The 14,563-nt window shown below is 67.9% G+C and carries 17 protein-coding genes and 2 pseudogenes; 11 read left to right on the forward strand and 8 right to left on the reverse strand.

Annotation, left to right across the window (positions count from 1 at the left end; all coding sequences use genetic code 11):
- Positions 1 to 280: 280 nt before the first annotated feature.
- Complete coding sequence (locus ACFY3C_RS08765; RefSeq protein WP_390770269.1) at positions 281 to 1,123, reverse strand: hypothetical protein; 843 nt, start codon at positions 1,121 to 1,123, stop codon at positions 281 to 283.
- A 173-nt stretch (positions 1,124 to 1,296) separates the two neighbouring features.
- On the opposite strand from ACFY3C_RS08765, the gene ACFY3C_RS08770 reads away from it, so the two are divergent.
- From ACFY3C_RS08770 to ACFY3C_RS08780, 3 genes are all read left to right on the forward strand, one after another.
- Positions 1,297 to 1,749: a hypothetical protein gene (locus tag ACFY3C_RS08770; protein ID WP_390770270.1), complete on the forward strand. Its 453-nt coding sequence runs from the start codon at positions 1,297 to 1,299 to the stop codon at positions 1,747 to 1,749.
- 64 nt (positions 1,750 to 1,813) lie between these two features.
- Positions 1,814 to 2,470 (forward strand): TOPRIM nucleotidyl transferase/hydrolase domain-containing protein, encoded by a 657-nt coding sequence (locus tag ACFY3C_RS08775; protein ID WP_390770271.1) that lies wholly within the window; start codon positions 1,814 to 1,816, stop codon positions 2,468 to 2,470.
- A 31-nt stretch (positions 2,471 to 2,501) separates the two neighbouring features.
- Positions 2,502 to 3,233 (forward strand): SMI1/KNR4 family protein, encoded by a 732-nt coding sequence (locus ACFY3C_RS08780; RefSeq protein WP_390770272.1) that lies wholly within the window; start codon positions 2,502 to 2,504, stop codon positions 3,231 to 3,233.
- Positions 3,234 to 3,450: 217 nt separating this feature from the next.
- Here ACFY3C_RS08780 and ACFY3C_RS08785 read toward each other — a convergent pair whose 3' ends face one another.
- Together ACFY3C_RS08785 and ACFY3C_RS08790 are read right to left on the reverse strand one after the other, a co-directional pair.
- On the reverse strand, positions 3,451 to 4,191 hold the full coding sequence (locus ACFY3C_RS08785; protein ID WP_386577352.1) for a VOC family protein: 741 nt from the start codon (positions 4,189 to 4,191) through the stop codon (positions 3,451 to 3,453).
- Positions 4,192 to 4,277: 86 nt separating this feature from the next.
- Positions 4,278 to 4,577, reverse strand: a complete 300-nt coding sequence (locus ACFY3C_RS08790; RefSeq protein ID WP_390770273.1) for a hypothetical protein — start codon at positions 4,575 to 4,577, stop codon at positions 4,278 to 4,280.
- Between the two features lie 318 nt (positions 4,578 to 4,895).
- Between ACFY3C_RS08790 and ACFY3C_RS08795 the strand changes: the two genes are divergently transcribed.
- Both ACFY3C_RS08795 and ACFY3C_RS08800 read left to right on the forward strand, forming a co-directional pair.
- Positions 4,896 to 5,126, forward strand: a complete 231-nt coding sequence (locus tag ACFY3C_RS08795) for a hypothetical protein (RefSeq protein ID WP_390770274.1) — start codon at positions 4,896 to 4,898, stop codon at positions 5,124 to 5,126.
- Positions 5,123 to 5,623 carry a CPCC family cysteine-rich protein gene (locus ACFY3C_RS08800; protein ID WP_390770275.1) on the forward strand — a complete coding sequence of 167 codons (501 nt, stop codon included), beginning with the start codon at positions 5,123 to 5,125 and terminating at the stop codon, positions 5,621 to 5,623. Before ACFY3C_RS08795 ends, ACFY3C_RS08800 begins: the two co-directional genes overlap by 4 nt.
- Here the strand turns inward: ACFY3C_RS08800 and ACFY3C_RS08805 are convergent.
- Positions 5,620 to 5,898 (reverse strand): annotated as a pseudogene (locus ACFY3C_RS08805) (IS481 family transposase); the annotation flags it as partial. The gene ACFY3C_RS08800 and the pseudogene ACFY3C_RS08805 sit on opposite strands and share 4 nt — an antisense overlap.
- 96 nt (positions 5,899 to 5,994) lie before the next feature.
- Between ACFY3C_RS08805 and ACFY3C_RS08810 the strand changes: the two are divergent.
- Positions 5,995 to 6,285: pseudogene (locus ACFY3C_RS08810) on the forward strand (transposase); the annotation flags it as partial.
- A gap of 125 nt (positions 6,286 to 6,410) precedes the next feature.
- Here the strand turns inward: ACFY3C_RS08810 and ACFY3C_RS08815 are convergent.
- On the reverse strand, positions 6,411 to 6,632 hold the full coding sequence (locus ACFY3C_RS08815; protein WP_317441155.1) for a helix-turn-helix transcriptional regulator: 222 nt from the start codon (positions 6,630 to 6,632) through the stop codon (positions 6,411 to 6,413).
- Positions 6,632 to 7,117 carry a DUF2975 domain-containing protein gene (locus ACFY3C_RS08820; protein ID WP_390770276.1) on the reverse strand — a complete coding sequence of 162 codons (486 nt, stop codon included), beginning with the start codon at positions 7,115 to 7,117 and terminating at the stop codon, positions 6,632 to 6,634. The genes ACFY3C_RS08815 and ACFY3C_RS08820 overlap by 1 nt, the downstream gene beginning before the upstream one ends.
- 417 nt (positions 7,118 to 7,534) lie before the next feature.
- On the opposite strand from ACFY3C_RS08820, the gene ACFY3C_RS08825 reads away from it, so the two are divergent.
- The 4 genes from ACFY3C_RS08825 to ACFY3C_RS08840 all read left to right on the forward strand — a co-directional run bounded on the left by ACFY3C_RS08825 (position 7,535) and on the right by ACFY3C_RS08840 (position 10,113).
- Complete coding sequence (locus tag ACFY3C_RS08825) at positions 7,535 to 7,945, forward strand: hypothetical protein (protein WP_390770277.1); 411 nt, start codon at positions 7,535 to 7,537, stop codon at positions 7,943 to 7,945.
- Positions 7,946 to 8,102: 157 nt separating this feature from the next.
- Positions 8,103 to 8,474: a hypothetical protein gene (locus ACFY3C_RS08830; RefSeq protein ID WP_390770278.1), complete on the forward strand. Its 372-nt coding sequence runs from the start codon at positions 8,103 to 8,105 to the stop codon at positions 8,472 to 8,474.
- A gap of 895 nt (positions 8,475 to 9,369) precedes the next feature.
- Positions 9,370 to 9,642: a VOC family protein gene (locus tag ACFY3C_RS08835; protein WP_390770279.1), complete on the forward strand. Its 273-nt coding sequence runs from the start codon at positions 9,370 to 9,372 to the stop codon at positions 9,640 to 9,642.
- Positions 9,643 to 9,744: 102 nt separating this feature from the next.
- Positions 9,745 to 10,113: a hypothetical protein gene (locus ACFY3C_RS08840; protein WP_386577343.1), complete on the forward strand. Its 369-nt coding sequence runs from the start codon at positions 9,745 to 9,747 to the stop codon at positions 10,111 to 10,113.
- 240 nt (positions 10,114 to 10,353) lie between these two features.
- On the opposite strand, the gene ACFY3C_RS08845 is transcribed toward ACFY3C_RS08840, so the two are convergent.
- Positions 10,354 to 11,121: an STAS/SEC14 domain-containing protein gene (locus ACFY3C_RS08845; protein ID WP_390770280.1), complete on the reverse strand. Its 768-nt coding sequence runs from the start codon at positions 11,119 to 11,121 to the stop codon at positions 10,354 to 10,356.
- Positions 11,122 to 11,186: 65 nt separating this feature from the next.
- Positions 11,187 to 13,583, reverse strand: a complete 2,397-nt coding sequence (locus ACFY3C_RS08850) for a glycoside hydrolase family 65 protein (RefSeq protein WP_390770281.1) — start codon at positions 13,581 to 13,583, stop codon at positions 11,187 to 11,189.
- 275 nt (positions 13,584 to 13,858) lie between these two features.
- On the opposite strand from ACFY3C_RS08850, the gene ACFY3C_RS08855 reads away from it, so the two are divergent.
- Positions 13,859 to 14,536 carry a CBS domain-containing protein gene (locus tag ACFY3C_RS08855; RefSeq protein ID WP_386577340.1) on the forward strand — a complete coding sequence of 226 codons (678 nt, stop codon included), beginning with the start codon at positions 13,859 to 13,861 and terminating at the stop codon, positions 14,534 to 14,536.
- Positions 14,537 to 14,563: the final 27 nt, after the last annotated feature.

Raw genomic sequence — 14,563 nt, forward strand, 5'->3', positions numbered from 1 at the left:
TCGTCGGCGGCCTCGGCACGGACGTAGTGGACCTGACACTCTGTCGGGTCGGCAGAACCTCCGGTCGGGCCGCCTACGGCGCGGCGGGCCGCACCTGCTCGGCGGTCTCCTGCGCGTCCACCACGCGCATGACCTCGCCGGGCTCGTGCGAAGTGTGTGCTTCGACAGTGCAGAAACGCACCTCGTGACCCTGCTCTGAGTTACTCGACGCGCTGTCCGACAGCGAATACCCGACACCTCAACCTCTGAGCTCACCAGTCCCGACGCCGATCACCGACACCTAAGGGTGTTCGCAGAGTTGGAGGAGGCCGCCGATTGAGAAGCACAGGGCGCCGATGAGGGTGCCCCAGTTGGCGATGCCGGCGTTGACCAGGCTTCCGGTGGCGGGGCGGGTGAAGGCGGCGATTGCCGAGACCATGAACAGGACGGACCCGAACTGGTTCACGGCGACGATCCACCAGCCGAGGCTGTGCGGGCGGGCACAGAGCCGGCCGTGGCAGATCTCGACGAAGCCCAGGTGCCCGGAGACCAGGAAGAGCACACAGCCGACCAGGTCGGGTGCCCAGATCAGCCGGTTGACCTGCTGGACGCTCAGACCCCGCAGGAAGGAGTCCAGCAGCGAGACGCCGAAGACGAGCGTGCCCGCGAAGAGGACGAACGCGCTCAGCCAGTCCACCCGCATCGGCTCGTAGCTCCACCAGCGCCAGCGACAGGTGACCAGCCGGCCTTCGCCGCCAGCGACGTGGCGGGGTGAGTTGATCACCTGAAGCAGCGAGACGTAGCCGCCGGTGCTGAAGAACAAGCCGCCCGCGAAGTAGATGGAGGAGCACTCGGTGGCGTCGCCTGAGCCGAACTGGGCTACGGCCGCGCCGGCGGCGAAGAGGGCCCCGCCGATGACGAAGGCTGTCGCCGCGATGACATTGAGTCTGCGCAGCCGGCCGATGGCAACGGCATCCGCACGTGTGGGCCGACTCTCCGCCGCACCGGGCTGACGGACGGCGAGCATTCCGCGCCGGCGCGCGATCCGAGATTCCCACACCGCGGTGCCGCCACCGGGAGGGTGCCAAGAAAGCCTGGTAGTGAACGGTCCCGCGCCCTCGGCGCGCTGCTCCGGCTGCCCCACGAGCCGAGCCTAGACCTCGGACGGGACCGGACGGCGCGGGAAACGCCGTCCCGCCGAGCCGTCGGAAAGCCTGCGCCGCTGGGCTTGATCAGCCGTTGTCCCGGTACGGTCGCAGCAAGGTCGCAAGGAGTCGTTGCGCCGACGCGACGGCATGGTCGGCATCGGCTCCGTCCATGCCGAGGACTCCAGCCCTGGACGTGCGGGGCGAGAGCCAGGTGGGGGGCGGCCGCTTCGAACGCTACGGCCATCCCGTGGCGCGGGCGGCCGTCGACGCCGGCGCACACTACATCGACTCGACCGGCGAAGTCGGCTTCGTCCGCGCACTGCACGACCGCTGCCACGACCGTGCCCGCGAGACGGGGTCGGTGCTGCTGCCCGCCTTCGGCTACGACTATGTCCCCGGCGTCCTCACCGGAACCCTGGCAGCCCGGCAGGGCGGCGACGCCGTGCGCGCGATCGACATCGGCTACGGCGCAGCCCTGGCGCAGGGTCTGATCCGTCATCCATGTGACGCGCGGGCGTGCCCCCCACGGACCAGATCACTCGAACCTGATCCGAACCTGACCGTTCACCCGAAGCCGCACCTCCTCCGACGTCTTGACTCATCGCCCCCGGAAAACGTGTGATGGAAAAACGTGTGTGCGAACGGGATCTCGGCCGTGCCAGGATGGCGACGTGAAGCGAGGTCTCGTGGACGAGTTGAGGCGATTCCGCCTGGCGCTGACCGCGTGGGCGGCCGGCGGAGCGGAGGCGGATGCGGCCGCCGAGGTGGCACGGGAACTGGCCGGTGGCGGTGTGCGGACGATCGTACTCGTCGAGGGGACCAGTGATCAGGTAGCGCTCGAAGCGCTGGCCACGCGCTACGGCCGCGACCTCGATGCAGAGGGCGTCGTGGTGGTTTCGCTCGGCGGCGCGACGAACATCGGGCGATTCCTGGACGTGTGCGGCCCTCCTGGGCTCGGCCTTCCACTGGCCGGTCTTTACGACATCGGCGAGGAGCGGCATTTCCGGCGTCATCTCGAGCGGGTCGGGCTCGGGTCCGATCTCCCGCACGGCGAACTGGAGACACTCGGGTTCCATGTGTGCGTCGCCGACCTGGAGGACGAGCTGATCCGCGCTGCCGGGGCCGACGGCGTGCAGCAGGTGATCGAGGCCCAGGGCGAGATGCGCCCCTTCCGCACTTTCCAGGGCCAGCCGGCACAGCGGGAACGGCCCGTGGAACACCAGCTGCGCCGCTTCATGGGTACGCACAGCGGCCGCAAGGCGCTCTACGCGCAGGCGCTGGTCACGCACCTGCGCCTTGACAGCGTTCCCCGGCCGCTGGAACGCCTCCTCACACACGTCTGAAAGCCGAAGTGCAGCTGTAGGCTCCTGACGCGTGACCCTTGCTCCTCAGCGCATACCTGCGCCACTCTGCCAAGAGCCCGACCCTGAGCCCAGGGAAGAAGCGGACGACGACGCGTTGATCAAAGCGCTGCAGGCTCGCGCATGGGATCCGGGCCTGCGATTCGACCACGCGGACGTCCCTGTCGCGTGGATCGTCGAGCGTTATGGCAAGCTCCGGTTGGCGCGGGATCGAGACGACATAGTGTCGTACGGCAGTGACGGGACGGTCCAGCTCAAGGCCGGGACCGAGGAGGTGACCGACTACTACGCCGACGCTCCTCGCGGGCCGCTGTTCCCGCCGATCTCCCTGTCAGAGGTCGATAAGGCAGAGCGCAGAATCGGACGCCGCCTTCCCGAACTGCTTCGGCGTGTCTACACCGAGGTCGGCAACGGAGGATTCGGACCCGATAGCGGCCTTGCCTCCCTGACCGACGGCAACCGGGCTCCAGGGCACGTCCGCGACTGGCCGTGCGCGGCCGGCGTCCACGAACGCAGCCTGTCAGAAGGCATGCCGCCGTCATGGCTTTTCCTGACCTACGGAGGCTGCACGATGGAGTGGCATGTCTCATTGACCGCGGTCGACAACCCAGTGCTTCTTTACGACACCGACGGCTACACCTTTGGTGAAAACCCTCACGAGGGCCTGCGTCATGCGACCGCCTCACTACGAAAATGGCTGCGGACGTGGGCTGACGGCGGCGACGTCTGGGACGAAGTCCTATGAGTGCGTGCTCTTGAGACCTGGCACGACCAGTTGTCAGTGTGACTCAGCGCTTGGGTAGGCGAGTTGAGTGTTGTGGTCGGCGAGCGAGCTGATCTCGCCCCCGACACGCAAGCTCTCGCCGCCCGAATCGACCGAGACGCCGCAGCCCAACCCACCCGGCTACACGGCGTATGAGCGCACACGGCTCACGGGTCGGGGTGTCGCCCAAGGCTCCGCGTCAGGACGGGGCGAGGACGCAGAACTCGTGGCCCTCCGGATCGGCCAGGCACGTCCACGGGACATCGCCCTGGCCGAGGTCGAGGTCGGTGGCACCGAGGGCCCGCAGCCGGGCCACTTCCGCTGCTTTGTCGTCACCGGGGTACGGCAGCAGGTCAAGATGGACGCGGTCCGGCACGGTCTTCACGTCGGGCGTGCGGAGGAACTCGAGGTACGGGCCGACACCCTTGGCGGAGCGCAACACCGCATGATCGTCAGTCACCTCATGCAGCGTCCAGTCCATCGCCTCACCCCAGAACCGGGCCATGGCCCGCGGGTCCGCGCAGTCGACCACCACCGCGGCGATCGGCCCGGTGTCCCGGTAGACCTCCCGAGGCTCCAGCACGCAGAACTCATTGCCCTCGGGGTCGGCGAGGACCGTCCACGGCACTTTGCCCTGGCCCACCTGGGCCGGCGTCGCACCACGAGCCTTCAGGCGTGCGACCAACTCCGCCTGATGGGCCGCAGAGGTGGTGGCGAGATCGAGGTGCACACGGTTCTTTGTTGTTGTCTTGGGTTCCGGGACGGGAACGACGTCGATGCAGACGGCGACCGGATCCGGCCAAACGAGGCCGCCGGCGGGTCCGACGTAGGTGGTCACGCCGGGGCTGTACGCACTCCAGCCGAGCGCCTCCGCCCAGAACCGGCCGACCGCCGAGCCATCAAGGGCCTTTATGTTCACCTGAACAGGTCGCAGTGCCATGCGGCGATCCTATGCACCGCTCTGCAACGACATCCGCAGGTACCGCCGCCAAACAGAGCTCAACTACAAGCTTAGTAGCTTGTTCTTCAACCTTCGCCCGGGTCGTACGGCAGTGACGGTTGGTTCCAGACGGCGTCGAACCGGCTGACGACCTGGCGAAGTTCGCGCGCGTTTCGAGGTGACATGGCCTGCATCACGGTATCGAGGAGAGCACGGGCCTCGAGGGGACTACCGCAGCAGTACCAGTGCACGTTGCCCCACTCGTAGTCATGCCACAGCTGACGCTCAGGGCGGTGGACGTAGTCCTTCCACAGGCGCATGGCCGCGCCGACGTCTCCTGACTGCAGATAGTTGCGGGTGCGTTCGAGACGGAGGATCTCGGACATTGCACGCGAGGACAAGCCGTCGATGTCCGGCCTTGCTTCTTGCGTCCGGTGGCGGGGAATGCCGGCCCGGATGCGTCCTGGCCGTCTACGCGGCATGGACCTTTCGGTTCGTCGTCATGCCGTACATCGTGCCACGATCTCGGACGGTGTCGAATGGGTTAGCTCGCCTCTGGGGTTCGCCGGCCACGCGTACCCCCAGGGCTCCAACACCGCCCCGCTGAAGGTCAGCGCAGCAACCCCCGTCAGAGAACCCAAGCTTCCCAAGCTACTGGCCCACCGCCGCTTGACCTCATCGCCCCGTCCTGATCGGCTGACCCCATGGCCACGGACCCCAGCGAGTACGAGAAGGCAATTCCACTCCTAGCAGCCCACCTTGCGAAGATCGAGCGGGCCGTCGACCGGACCCGCACCTCACATGCGGGGCAGCCGTTTGCGGAGGTCCATCAGGCACTCGCCGAAGCCCTGCAAGACGAGGACGCTCGGAATGTTGTGCCCCAGGTCGTCGAGGAGTTGGCACGACAGATCTCCGAAGCTCCTGCAAGCCGATGAACAGCGGCGGCAGTGAGTGTCTGACTGCGTGGCAACGCCGAAGCACAGCCACGGACGAGTACGGACATCCGCGGACCATCAGCGCAGCCGAAAGGCATACCAGCCCAAGACACAGCCCCCACTACTGGCTCGCGATTGGCCGCACAGCAGGGCAGGATGCCGTGGTGGTCACTCCGTTCGTCAACATCCATGGGAAGCCCGAGGACGGCCCATGCCCCTGTCCCTGCTGCGGCTTCCTGACGCTCGATGAGCGTGGCTGCTTCGAGATCTGCCCTGTGTGCTTCTGGGAGGATGACGGCCAGGACGACGACGATGCTGACCGGGTTCGGGGCGGTCCCAACGGCCGGCTGAGCCTCACGGAAGCCCGAAGGAATTTCCGTGCTCTGGGGGCGAGCGACGAGCGACGCACCAAGTTCGTACGCGCTCCTCTGCCGAACGAAGTACCCCACGGTCTGACATCACCAGCTGACATCAACACGGGTGGTCACTTGTCCTAGACGATCTTCCGGCGGTTGTGTTCGCCGGACTTGCGGACGACCACCTCCTTCCTGGTCACGCGCGGGACGGTGGTGATCAGGTCTTGGCCGTGGAAGACCCGGATCGTTTTCTCGTCCAGGTGGGCGGTGACGACCTGGTGGTCATAGCCGCGGCCGAGCTGGATGCGCTGTCCGGCGACCATGAACCCGCCGACGCTGCTGACCGTCCGCTCGGCGATCTGCTCGGCGGGCGGTGGCAGCCTACGCGGCCACGGCCAAGCCCGTCTCACCCACTGGCTCAAGGGACGCAACGTCCGCACCCCCGAGGCGGCTGCCGTCACAGCCATGCAGGCAGGCCGCCAGAACTCAGCACGCCACGCTGACGGGCCAAGATGTCGCCGCCGGGACGTTGCGGACATCGCCACGCAGGTACTCACCCTGGACGATCGGATCAAGCTTATAGACCGGCAGATCCGGCAGACTTTCTGCCGTCACTCCCAGGCGCACTTCATCGAATCCTTGGCGGGAGTGGACCCATCTTGGGCGCCGCGTTCATCGTCGCGGCCGGTGATCTAGGCTCCTACGTCGACGCAGGCCACCTCGCCTCCGTCGTCGGCCTCGTGCCCGTTGCTCGGGACTCCGGACGCCGCACCGACAACCTCCACCGACCCAAGCGCTACAGCCGACGCCTACGTCGAGTCTTCCATCAGTCCGCCCGGACCAGCATCTTCCGCGAAGGCCCCAACCGCGACTACCACCTGAAGAAGCGATGTGGTGCCAGGCGCTTTCACGCCCGCCCTGGGGCACGTCATCCGCCCGCGGCGTCCTCGGCCTCCCAGCGCAGCAGGTCGCCCGGCTGGCACGTGAGTACCTCGCAGAGCGCGGCGAGCGTCGCGAAGCGCACCGCCTTGGCGCGGCCGTTCTTGAGTACCGCAAGGTTGGCGGGCGTGATCCCCACGCGGTCCGCGAGTTCGCCCACGGACATTTTCCGCCTGGCCAGCATCACGTCGATGTCGACGACGATCGGCATCAGATCACCTCGTCCAGCTCGGCCTGCATCTGCGCCGCTTCGACATCGCGCGCGACGGCCTGGGCGAGCAACATCCGCAGCACGAGCACGATGAGCGCGACCCCCAGGATGGCCACGCCGACCCCGCCCATGATGACGGTGACGCCCGGGTCGTCCCGCTGGCCGGGCGCATTGATGGCCGTGACCGCGAACCACAGGAGGGCAGCCGCCACGAAGGCGCCGATCACGCCGTCCACGTACCGGAAGGCGGCGTGGGAGAACACGGTTCCGCGTTGCACCATCGTCACCAGCCGCCATACGCAAACCAGGGCGACCTGGGCCGACACCATGCCCAAAATCGTGATCACGCGCAGCGGGGTCAGCGGGAGCGACCCGTCCTCCGGGTCGGCGGCCAACGCCCACACCATCCCTGCCTGTACGAACACGGTGCCGGCGAGCACCACCACGAGCACGGCGCGGAGCGCACGCACTGTCAGCTTTCCCACGACCCCATCCTTCCATCGAGTTGCGATTAGAATCTATCGATATTCGATAGGTTAAACAAGGGCTGGGACGGAGGGTGAGCGGCGGTTTCGCACCGTGGCGGGACGCCGCCGCCTCCCTTGGCATGACGGTTGCGTGAACCGTCTTGATCTTGTCGAAGTCGGCCTCGCTTGAGCACGAATCGGACGTCACCCGACTGCGCCGAAGCCCTGGAATGGGGCGCACACGACCGGTCCCGTCGGGCCCCGACGGTGCCACGCGACCCCACCAAGAGTTGAGCTCAGCCTCCCGGCGGGTACTCTCATCCGATCATCCGTATGAGCGGTCTTCCGAAGTGGTGCGGCGAAGCCGCTACGATCGGCCCATGACGTCACATCAGGCGGATGCCACGTAGATCCCCGCGCGAGCTGAGGATCACCGTGCCCGACAAGCAGAGCGACGGTGCGGTGAGTACGCTGCTCATCAGCGCGTGTCCTGGGCCGTCGGTGTGTGCTGCCGTGCACACGTACCTCTTCGTCGATGGCCTCGACTTGGTAGCGCGCAGCGACAGCAGCATGGCGGGCCTCGGCCCGAGGTGGCTGCTCCGCCCAGGCGGACCGCTCTATCCAGCGGACATGCCGCGCATGGTGGATGTGGCGGCCGAGGAGCAGCCCGACCCAGGGCCGGGCAGGCTGACCATCCGGGTCCAGCTCCGGGGCGAGACAGTCATCTGGTCCAGCCTGATGTACCCGGGCCTCGACGGCAGGGCCATCGACGAGGTTCGCTTCCGCCTCGGGCAGTACCTGGGCGAGGTCGAGCGAGCATACGCGGCGTTGAAGGACCGCCTTTGATCGTCGACAGGCTGCCAACCCGAGCACCAGCGCCCTTGCTCATCAACAGATCGAACAGGTCCTGCCAGAGGGCAGGACCTATGCTGTGACCTGCGGCCACTGCCTGATCGGGGTCAGGATCTGGGCCCGAGTGCGACCACTGGAGTTGAATCGGCCGATGGACATGTCCTCCCGAGAGATCCGCATGCCCCTCCATGAGGTCGTCGCAGTCCTGCAGGACTTGAACGAGTTCGTGGTTTCCCTCGACCGACTCGGATCCCGTCAGGCATCCGGAACCGCCGACGAGTACACCGTCGGCCAATTCATCGTCGACTGGGATGTCGCTCGGCGATTGGCGAGCGCCCGACGCGTCATCAGCGTCGCGCTGGATGCGCAACTGAGCGAGGAAGAGAGCGCCGAGATCGACGCCCTGTGCGAGCAGGGCCGCTTCTACGGCACGGACAGCGACATGAGCCCCTCCACGAGGCTGGTCCCGGAGGGGAATCGGAACGGTCGCGAACTGGGAGAATCGCCGGGCGGGTGGGGCTGATCCGTCCGACGTCGCGTACGCCATCGTGCTCAATGTTGAGAAGGGGGTGCGTGGCAGGTATGTACGGTCGGCCGGCAGCAGCATCGAGCCCTCTCCCTTTGTTGACACGCGCTCTCACCCTGGAGGTCGGGCGAGCCCGGCAGCTCCTAGGCGCAGAGGAGTGGCGCCTGTCGTCGGCCGATGCCGAGGCGGCGGTGGCTGTCCTTGCCCGCCTCACCGCCCCGCTCCCGGCCCGGCGGGGCACAGCGGCGCGGACCCGGGCGACAGACCGGGACAGACGGCTTCAACGCATACTGCGGACTACCGTCCACCACCTGGACGCCGGTGCTGTCAGCCCGCCTGCCGCCGCGCTCCTGGCCGCCGTCGCCCGCGCCCTGCTGCCCTGGCACGCTGCCCCGAACCCACCCGTTGCAGCCGCAGCACCGAGGTACGTGACCGTGCCGGGGACAACGGAAGGCGCGGCGCCGCCGACCGAAGCGGGCGAAGCCCTGCTTCCCGACCTGACCATACTGTTCACCGTCCTTGCCGCGACGTGCGTGCCCGGCGCTGTCCCGCTCACGCCGCCGGTTGAGCCCTGGCAGGCCCGATACGTGGGTAGATTCCGTCGCCACACCAGGCCTGCGACGGGCGTATGGACAGCCGTAACCATCGAGTGCCCAGAATGCGGAGGCAAGGACGGTCCCTGGACCGTGATCTGCGATTGGCGTCGAGCCACGTTGGGCTGCCCCTGCGGGGTGGTGAGTCGAGAGCACGGCCTCTCCCTCTCCGAGATCTGGCTCGTGCTGCCGGAGTCCGACTGAGCATTTCGAGCCAGAGCGCTCAGCCGCAGACGGCGGTGAAGCGGACGATGGTGTGGTGCCGGCCCGCCCGATTGCCGTCCCGGCAAGATGGCGGCATGGAACGTGTGCTTGGAATCGGTGGTTACTTGATGCGGGCCGCCGACCCGACGGTGTTCGCGACGTTCGAGTCCGAGACCGACTACTTCGGATCCCGCGCCCAGCAAACCATGCTCAACTTCCGGGTCCGCGACCTGGATGCGATGCTCGCGCAACTGCGTGCCAAGGGAGCGGACGTGGCCGAAGAAACGCAGGACATGGACGGTGTCGGTCGATTCGGCTGGGTCATCGATCCTGAAGGCAATCGGGTCGAGCTGTGGCAGCCCGCCTGACCGCACGGACTGACCCGTCTGCATCACAGCGCGTTGCCCGGACGGCTGACGTGGTGTCATGGCTGCGCCGTGTTGTCAGTGCCCGCTGCGATTGTGGGGGACATGACGCCCCCTACCGTGGAAGCCGTCCCCGACGTGCTGGTCGCGACGCTGCGCGTGCCCGTGTGGAACACCCTTGCCGCGCGGGCCGACGCGATCCGCCGCTGCCTGCCCCCGCGCCCTGAGACGGCTGTGGAACGCCTTGCCTGGCTGCGGTCGCTGAGCCCTGAGCAGGCGCGCATGGCCGTCCTCCTCGACCGCCTGGACGCCCTGTGCGGGCACCTCGCCGGTCGCCCGGCTCTCGGCTGTGCCGCCGACGATCCGCTGCCGGACGCAGCCCTCCAAGAGGCCGAGGGGTTCAACCCTCAGCTCACGGCTCTCATCGCCGCCTACCGGGTCGCTCGTCGGCTTCCGGATACCCCAGCCGGATAGGGTGACCCGAGGTCTGGCGAAACATATCGACGCCGGCGCCGTTCGACATCATCGCATCCGCCGACCGGGCTATGGCGGACACACACACTCGTCGCGCTCGCTGCCCGGGCCCTCAAGGACGGCCGCCCCACCTCCCACCCGCGAGGGCTGGTGCTCTTTGCCTCTTGGGGCGAGTCGCAGGCCATCATCGCTGCGGTTGATGTGCTTGCGGATCGCTGACGGCTTCCCGCCACTCCAGGATCAGCCCGCGTCGGCATGGCTGGGGTCGGGTGGGCTCGCGGCCCAGGCGACGGCGTCGTCGAGCTCGGCGTATCCGAACTGCCTTACTTCGGCTTGGACGAAGTGCTTCGCGAAGTGCGGTGCCAGCTCGGCGAACTTGCTGTCGGCCGCCAGCGCGACCCTCCTGACCTTCCGATGATGGTCGCGGACGAAACGTACATGCCGGAGCAGGCTTCCGATGTTCTCCCATCCCGGGAATGCGCGGGCGTGCACCACGACACCGGCCAGCGTGTCGTGGCTTTCGAGCCAACTGTCGGCTGTCTGCGCCAGTGCCTCGAAGTCCGGTGTGCGCAGGGGTTGTTCGACCTCGATCACGAGCACGTTGGAGTCGGACAGGAGCTGGTGGGACACCCCGGGTCCTTCAGGCAGTGAGACGAGCCAGCTCAGGGCCTCCTCGCGATCCTGTACGCCGAAGACGCGTACAGGGCAGGGCATCAGGAAACTCGCGAACCGCGTCGACTCCCGGATCCAGCCGATGTCGGTGACGACGGCGCACCCCTCGAACAGCCGCAGGGCGCCGATGCCGACCTTGAAATCCTCCCACCCGGCTGCGGGGGTGAACGACCGGAATTCCGGGCCGAACTCGTACAGGAGCCGGATACGGCGGCCTTCCCTGCGTGCGGCGTCGACGATCGGCTCGATCACGGTTTCGTAGTCGTGCTTCGACACGGTGCCGATCGCCTTGACGGCGTCGACCCCTGGTGGCGCGTCCTGGGCTCTGTCAAGCATGCCGTTCCTCCGTACAGCCAAGCCCCCTGTCGTCATAATCCACGCAAATCCATACTTCCGCTTCATTACGGCAGCACGAGCGTGCACGTCTCCCCAGGAGCGATGGTCACGGTGCGGTCGGCCAGCGCCACACGGATCGGTGACTCCTCCGACTCGGGCACACAGATCTCCAGGTGCTCGCTTCTGCGTCGTACACCGACACCCCAGTGACCGCGGTAGCGAAGGGAGAACCCGTACTCGGAGAGAGCAGGGAGAGGCACCGGGTCCAGCCACAGAGCGTCCTCGCGTGTCTCCAGACCCGTCAAGCCGCGCTGGACCAGGTCGAGGGTGCCCCCCATGGCTCCGAGGTGGATGCCCTCACCGGTCGTACCGCCCTGGATATCGGCGATGTCCGCTTCCAGCGCCTCATGGACGTACTGCCATGCCTCGGCTCGTCTGGCCCTGGCCAGGACCAGGCCGTGGACGAGTCCGCTGAGTGTGGAGCCGTGGCTGGTGCGCTGCAGGTAGTAGTCGACGGTTCTGCGCCACACCTCGTCGTCCAGCTCGTATCCGAGGCGCAGGAACAGCTGCCGCAGCTCGGTGGGCGAGAACAGGTAGCCGAGCATGAGGACGTCGGCTTGCTTGGACGCTTTGTAGCGGTTGACCGTGTCGCCCTCGGCCTCGAGGATGCGGTCCAGTCGGCGGATGCCGCCGTAGCGCGTTCGGTAGGCGTCCCAGTCGAGTTCGGCGAGGCCGTCGTAGCCCTCGAACTGGCTGATGACCCCCTGGTGGAACGGCACACGCAGGCGACGTGAGATCTCCTCCCACATGGGCAGCTCGCCGCCGTCCAGCCGGACGCGCTCGAAAAGTTCCTCACGGCGCCACACGGGGAGGCGGCGCAGGAGGTCCAAGGTGCGGGTCAGGACCCAGGCCGCGGTGACGTTGGTGTACGCGTTGTCGTCCAGCCCCGGCACGGCGGCATCCGGGTAGCCGTCGTGGTACTCGTCGGGGCCGACGACACCGCGGATCCGGTAGCGTCCCAGGCCGGGGTCGAAGACGGCCAGGTCCGCCCAGAAACGGGCGATCTGCAGCAGCATCTCCGCGCCCTTGGTGTGCAGGTACTCGGTGTCACCGGTGGCCTCGCAGTACTGCCACACGTTGTAGGCGATCGCGGAGCCCACGTGGTGCTGGAGCCGGGAGTTGTCGGGCAGCCAGTGACCCGAGTGGGGATTGAGGTGCCACTCCTGGGTCTCCTCGCGGCCGTTGCTGCCGCTCTGCCAGGGATACATCGCCCCGGCCCGGCCGACCGCGGCCGCCGCCCGGCAGGCCCGCGGGAGACGCCGGTGGCGGTAGTCCAGCAGCCCCCTGGAGACCTCCGGGAAGTGCAGGTTCAGATACGGCAGGACGAAGAGCTCGTCCCAGAAGACATGACCGCGATACGCCTCGCCGTGGAGTCCTCGCGCGGGGACGCCCACGTCCAGGTCCGCCGTGTGCGGTGACAGCGTCTGCAGGACGTGGAAGAGGTGGAAGCGCAGGATGCGACCGGCTTCGCCGGGCACCTGGATGTCCGCCCGTCGCCACAACCGCTCCCACACGGCGACGTGGGAGTCCAGCAGGCCTGGGAAGTCCGCTGCCGTGGACACCCGGTCGACCGCTTCGCCCAGTGGGTCGCTGATGGCCGTGTCGCGCGAGGTGTGCAGCGCCACGGTCTTGTCCACGGTGACGGGACAATGGGGAGCGATCGGGACCACCAGGCGGTGGACGGCGCGGTGGCGGGCTGGGCGAAGCATCGACGAGACCGGAGCCGGGCCGGCTGTGACCGTCGTTCGGGCGGCCAGGGCCACAGCGATGTCCGATGTGCTGGTCCGGCAGCTCAGCCAGACCGTGTGAGGCTCCTGCGCCCCCGTCCGCACATGGGTCACATGACGGCGGTTGAGAGCGCGATAACGGTGCACATTGCCGTTGATCACCTCGCCGTCGAGACAGGACTCGATCTCGACCTCTCCCGACCAGTCCTCGACGGTGAAGACCGTCCGCAGCGCGCCCAGGTGAGGGTCCCCCATGTGCACCAGGCGGGTCTGCTCGACGCCGAGCACGCCCGCCCCGTCGCCGCGATGGCGGAAGGCACGGGTGAGCGTGGCGCGGCGCAGGTCCAGGGTGTGCCGGTGGTCCAGGAGGGCGTGTGCGTCCGGGGAGAGCCACGGGCCCCACGCTCCCTCGGCGCGGCGCAGACGGAACCGGAGAAGTAACCAGTTCGGGAGGTTGACCAGGTCCTCGTTGATCACCTGGCGTCCTGCCAGGGCCGACTCCAGGCGGTTGTAGCAGCCGGCCGCGTAGGTTCCCGGGTAATGCGTCAGGCCCGCCCGGCACTCGGGCACCGCGCCCCGCGTGGCGAAGTAGCCGTTTCCGAGCGTGCACAGCGATTCACGCAACCGCTCGGCAGCGGGGTCGTAGCCCGTCCACTCCCACGTCCAGTCCGACATCCGCCGCCCTCACCTCTCCTCCGGGGCCGCAGCGGGACCGAGCCCGTCGGCCGGGCCTCGGACCGGTTGGGGGACGACGGCGACCGGGCACGCGGCGCGCGCCGCTACCGAAAGACCCCCTGTGAATACCGTCGCATCGACCGAGAACCGCCGCGACCTACCCGTACGGCCCCGGATCGGGCGGCGTTCGGCCGGATTGCGGCATGCTGGGGCGCGGTGATGCTGGAGGCATGCGGCCGAGCAGTTCCTCTGGTGCGCCCCTGAAGGACCATGCCATGCCTGATGCTCCGCACATCGTGAGCGATGTGATGACCCGTTCCGTGGTGGCTGTCGGGCGCGATGCGCGGTTCAAGGAGATCGTGCGGGTCATGGAGCAGCGGCAGGTCAGTGCCGTGCCGGTCGTGGCAGGGCAAGGGCGTGTGGTCGGTGTCGTCTCGGAGGCCGACCTGCTGCCCAAGGAGGAGTTCCGGGACGACGGACTCACCCGGCGTGACCGGATCCGTCACCGGTCGGTCCTGGCCAAGGCTGAGGCGCTGACCGCTGAGGAGCTCATGAGTACGCCCGCTGTCACGGTCCGCCCCGACGTCACCTTGGCCCAGGCAGCCCGGATCATGGCGAAGGAGCACGTCAAGCGGCTTCCCGTGGTCGATGACGAGGACAGGCTTTCGGGCATCGTCAGCCGAGGCGACCTGTTGAGGGTCTTCCTGCGCTCGGACGAGGACATCGAGGAGGAAGTCCGCCGCACCGTGGTGTCGTACCTGTTCCCCGCGGTCGCTCACGCCATCCACGTGTCCGTGCGGGACGGGGTCGTCACGCTCCGCGGGCGCGTCCCCGACACCTCGCTCATCTGGGTCGCCGAGCGCCTCGTCCGTGCTCTGGAGGGTGTGGTGGGCGTCGAGACACGGCTCGTACCCGAGGGAGCCGCTCAGGACGGATCAGAGACCACGCGGTAAGTGGCGGCAGCTGCGCCCCTCAACAGC

The sequence above is a fragment of the Streptomyces sp. NPDC001410 genome, from assembly GCF_042895235.1.
Lineage (GTDB): Bacteria > Actinomycetota > Actinomycetes > Streptomycetales > Streptomycetaceae > Streptomyces.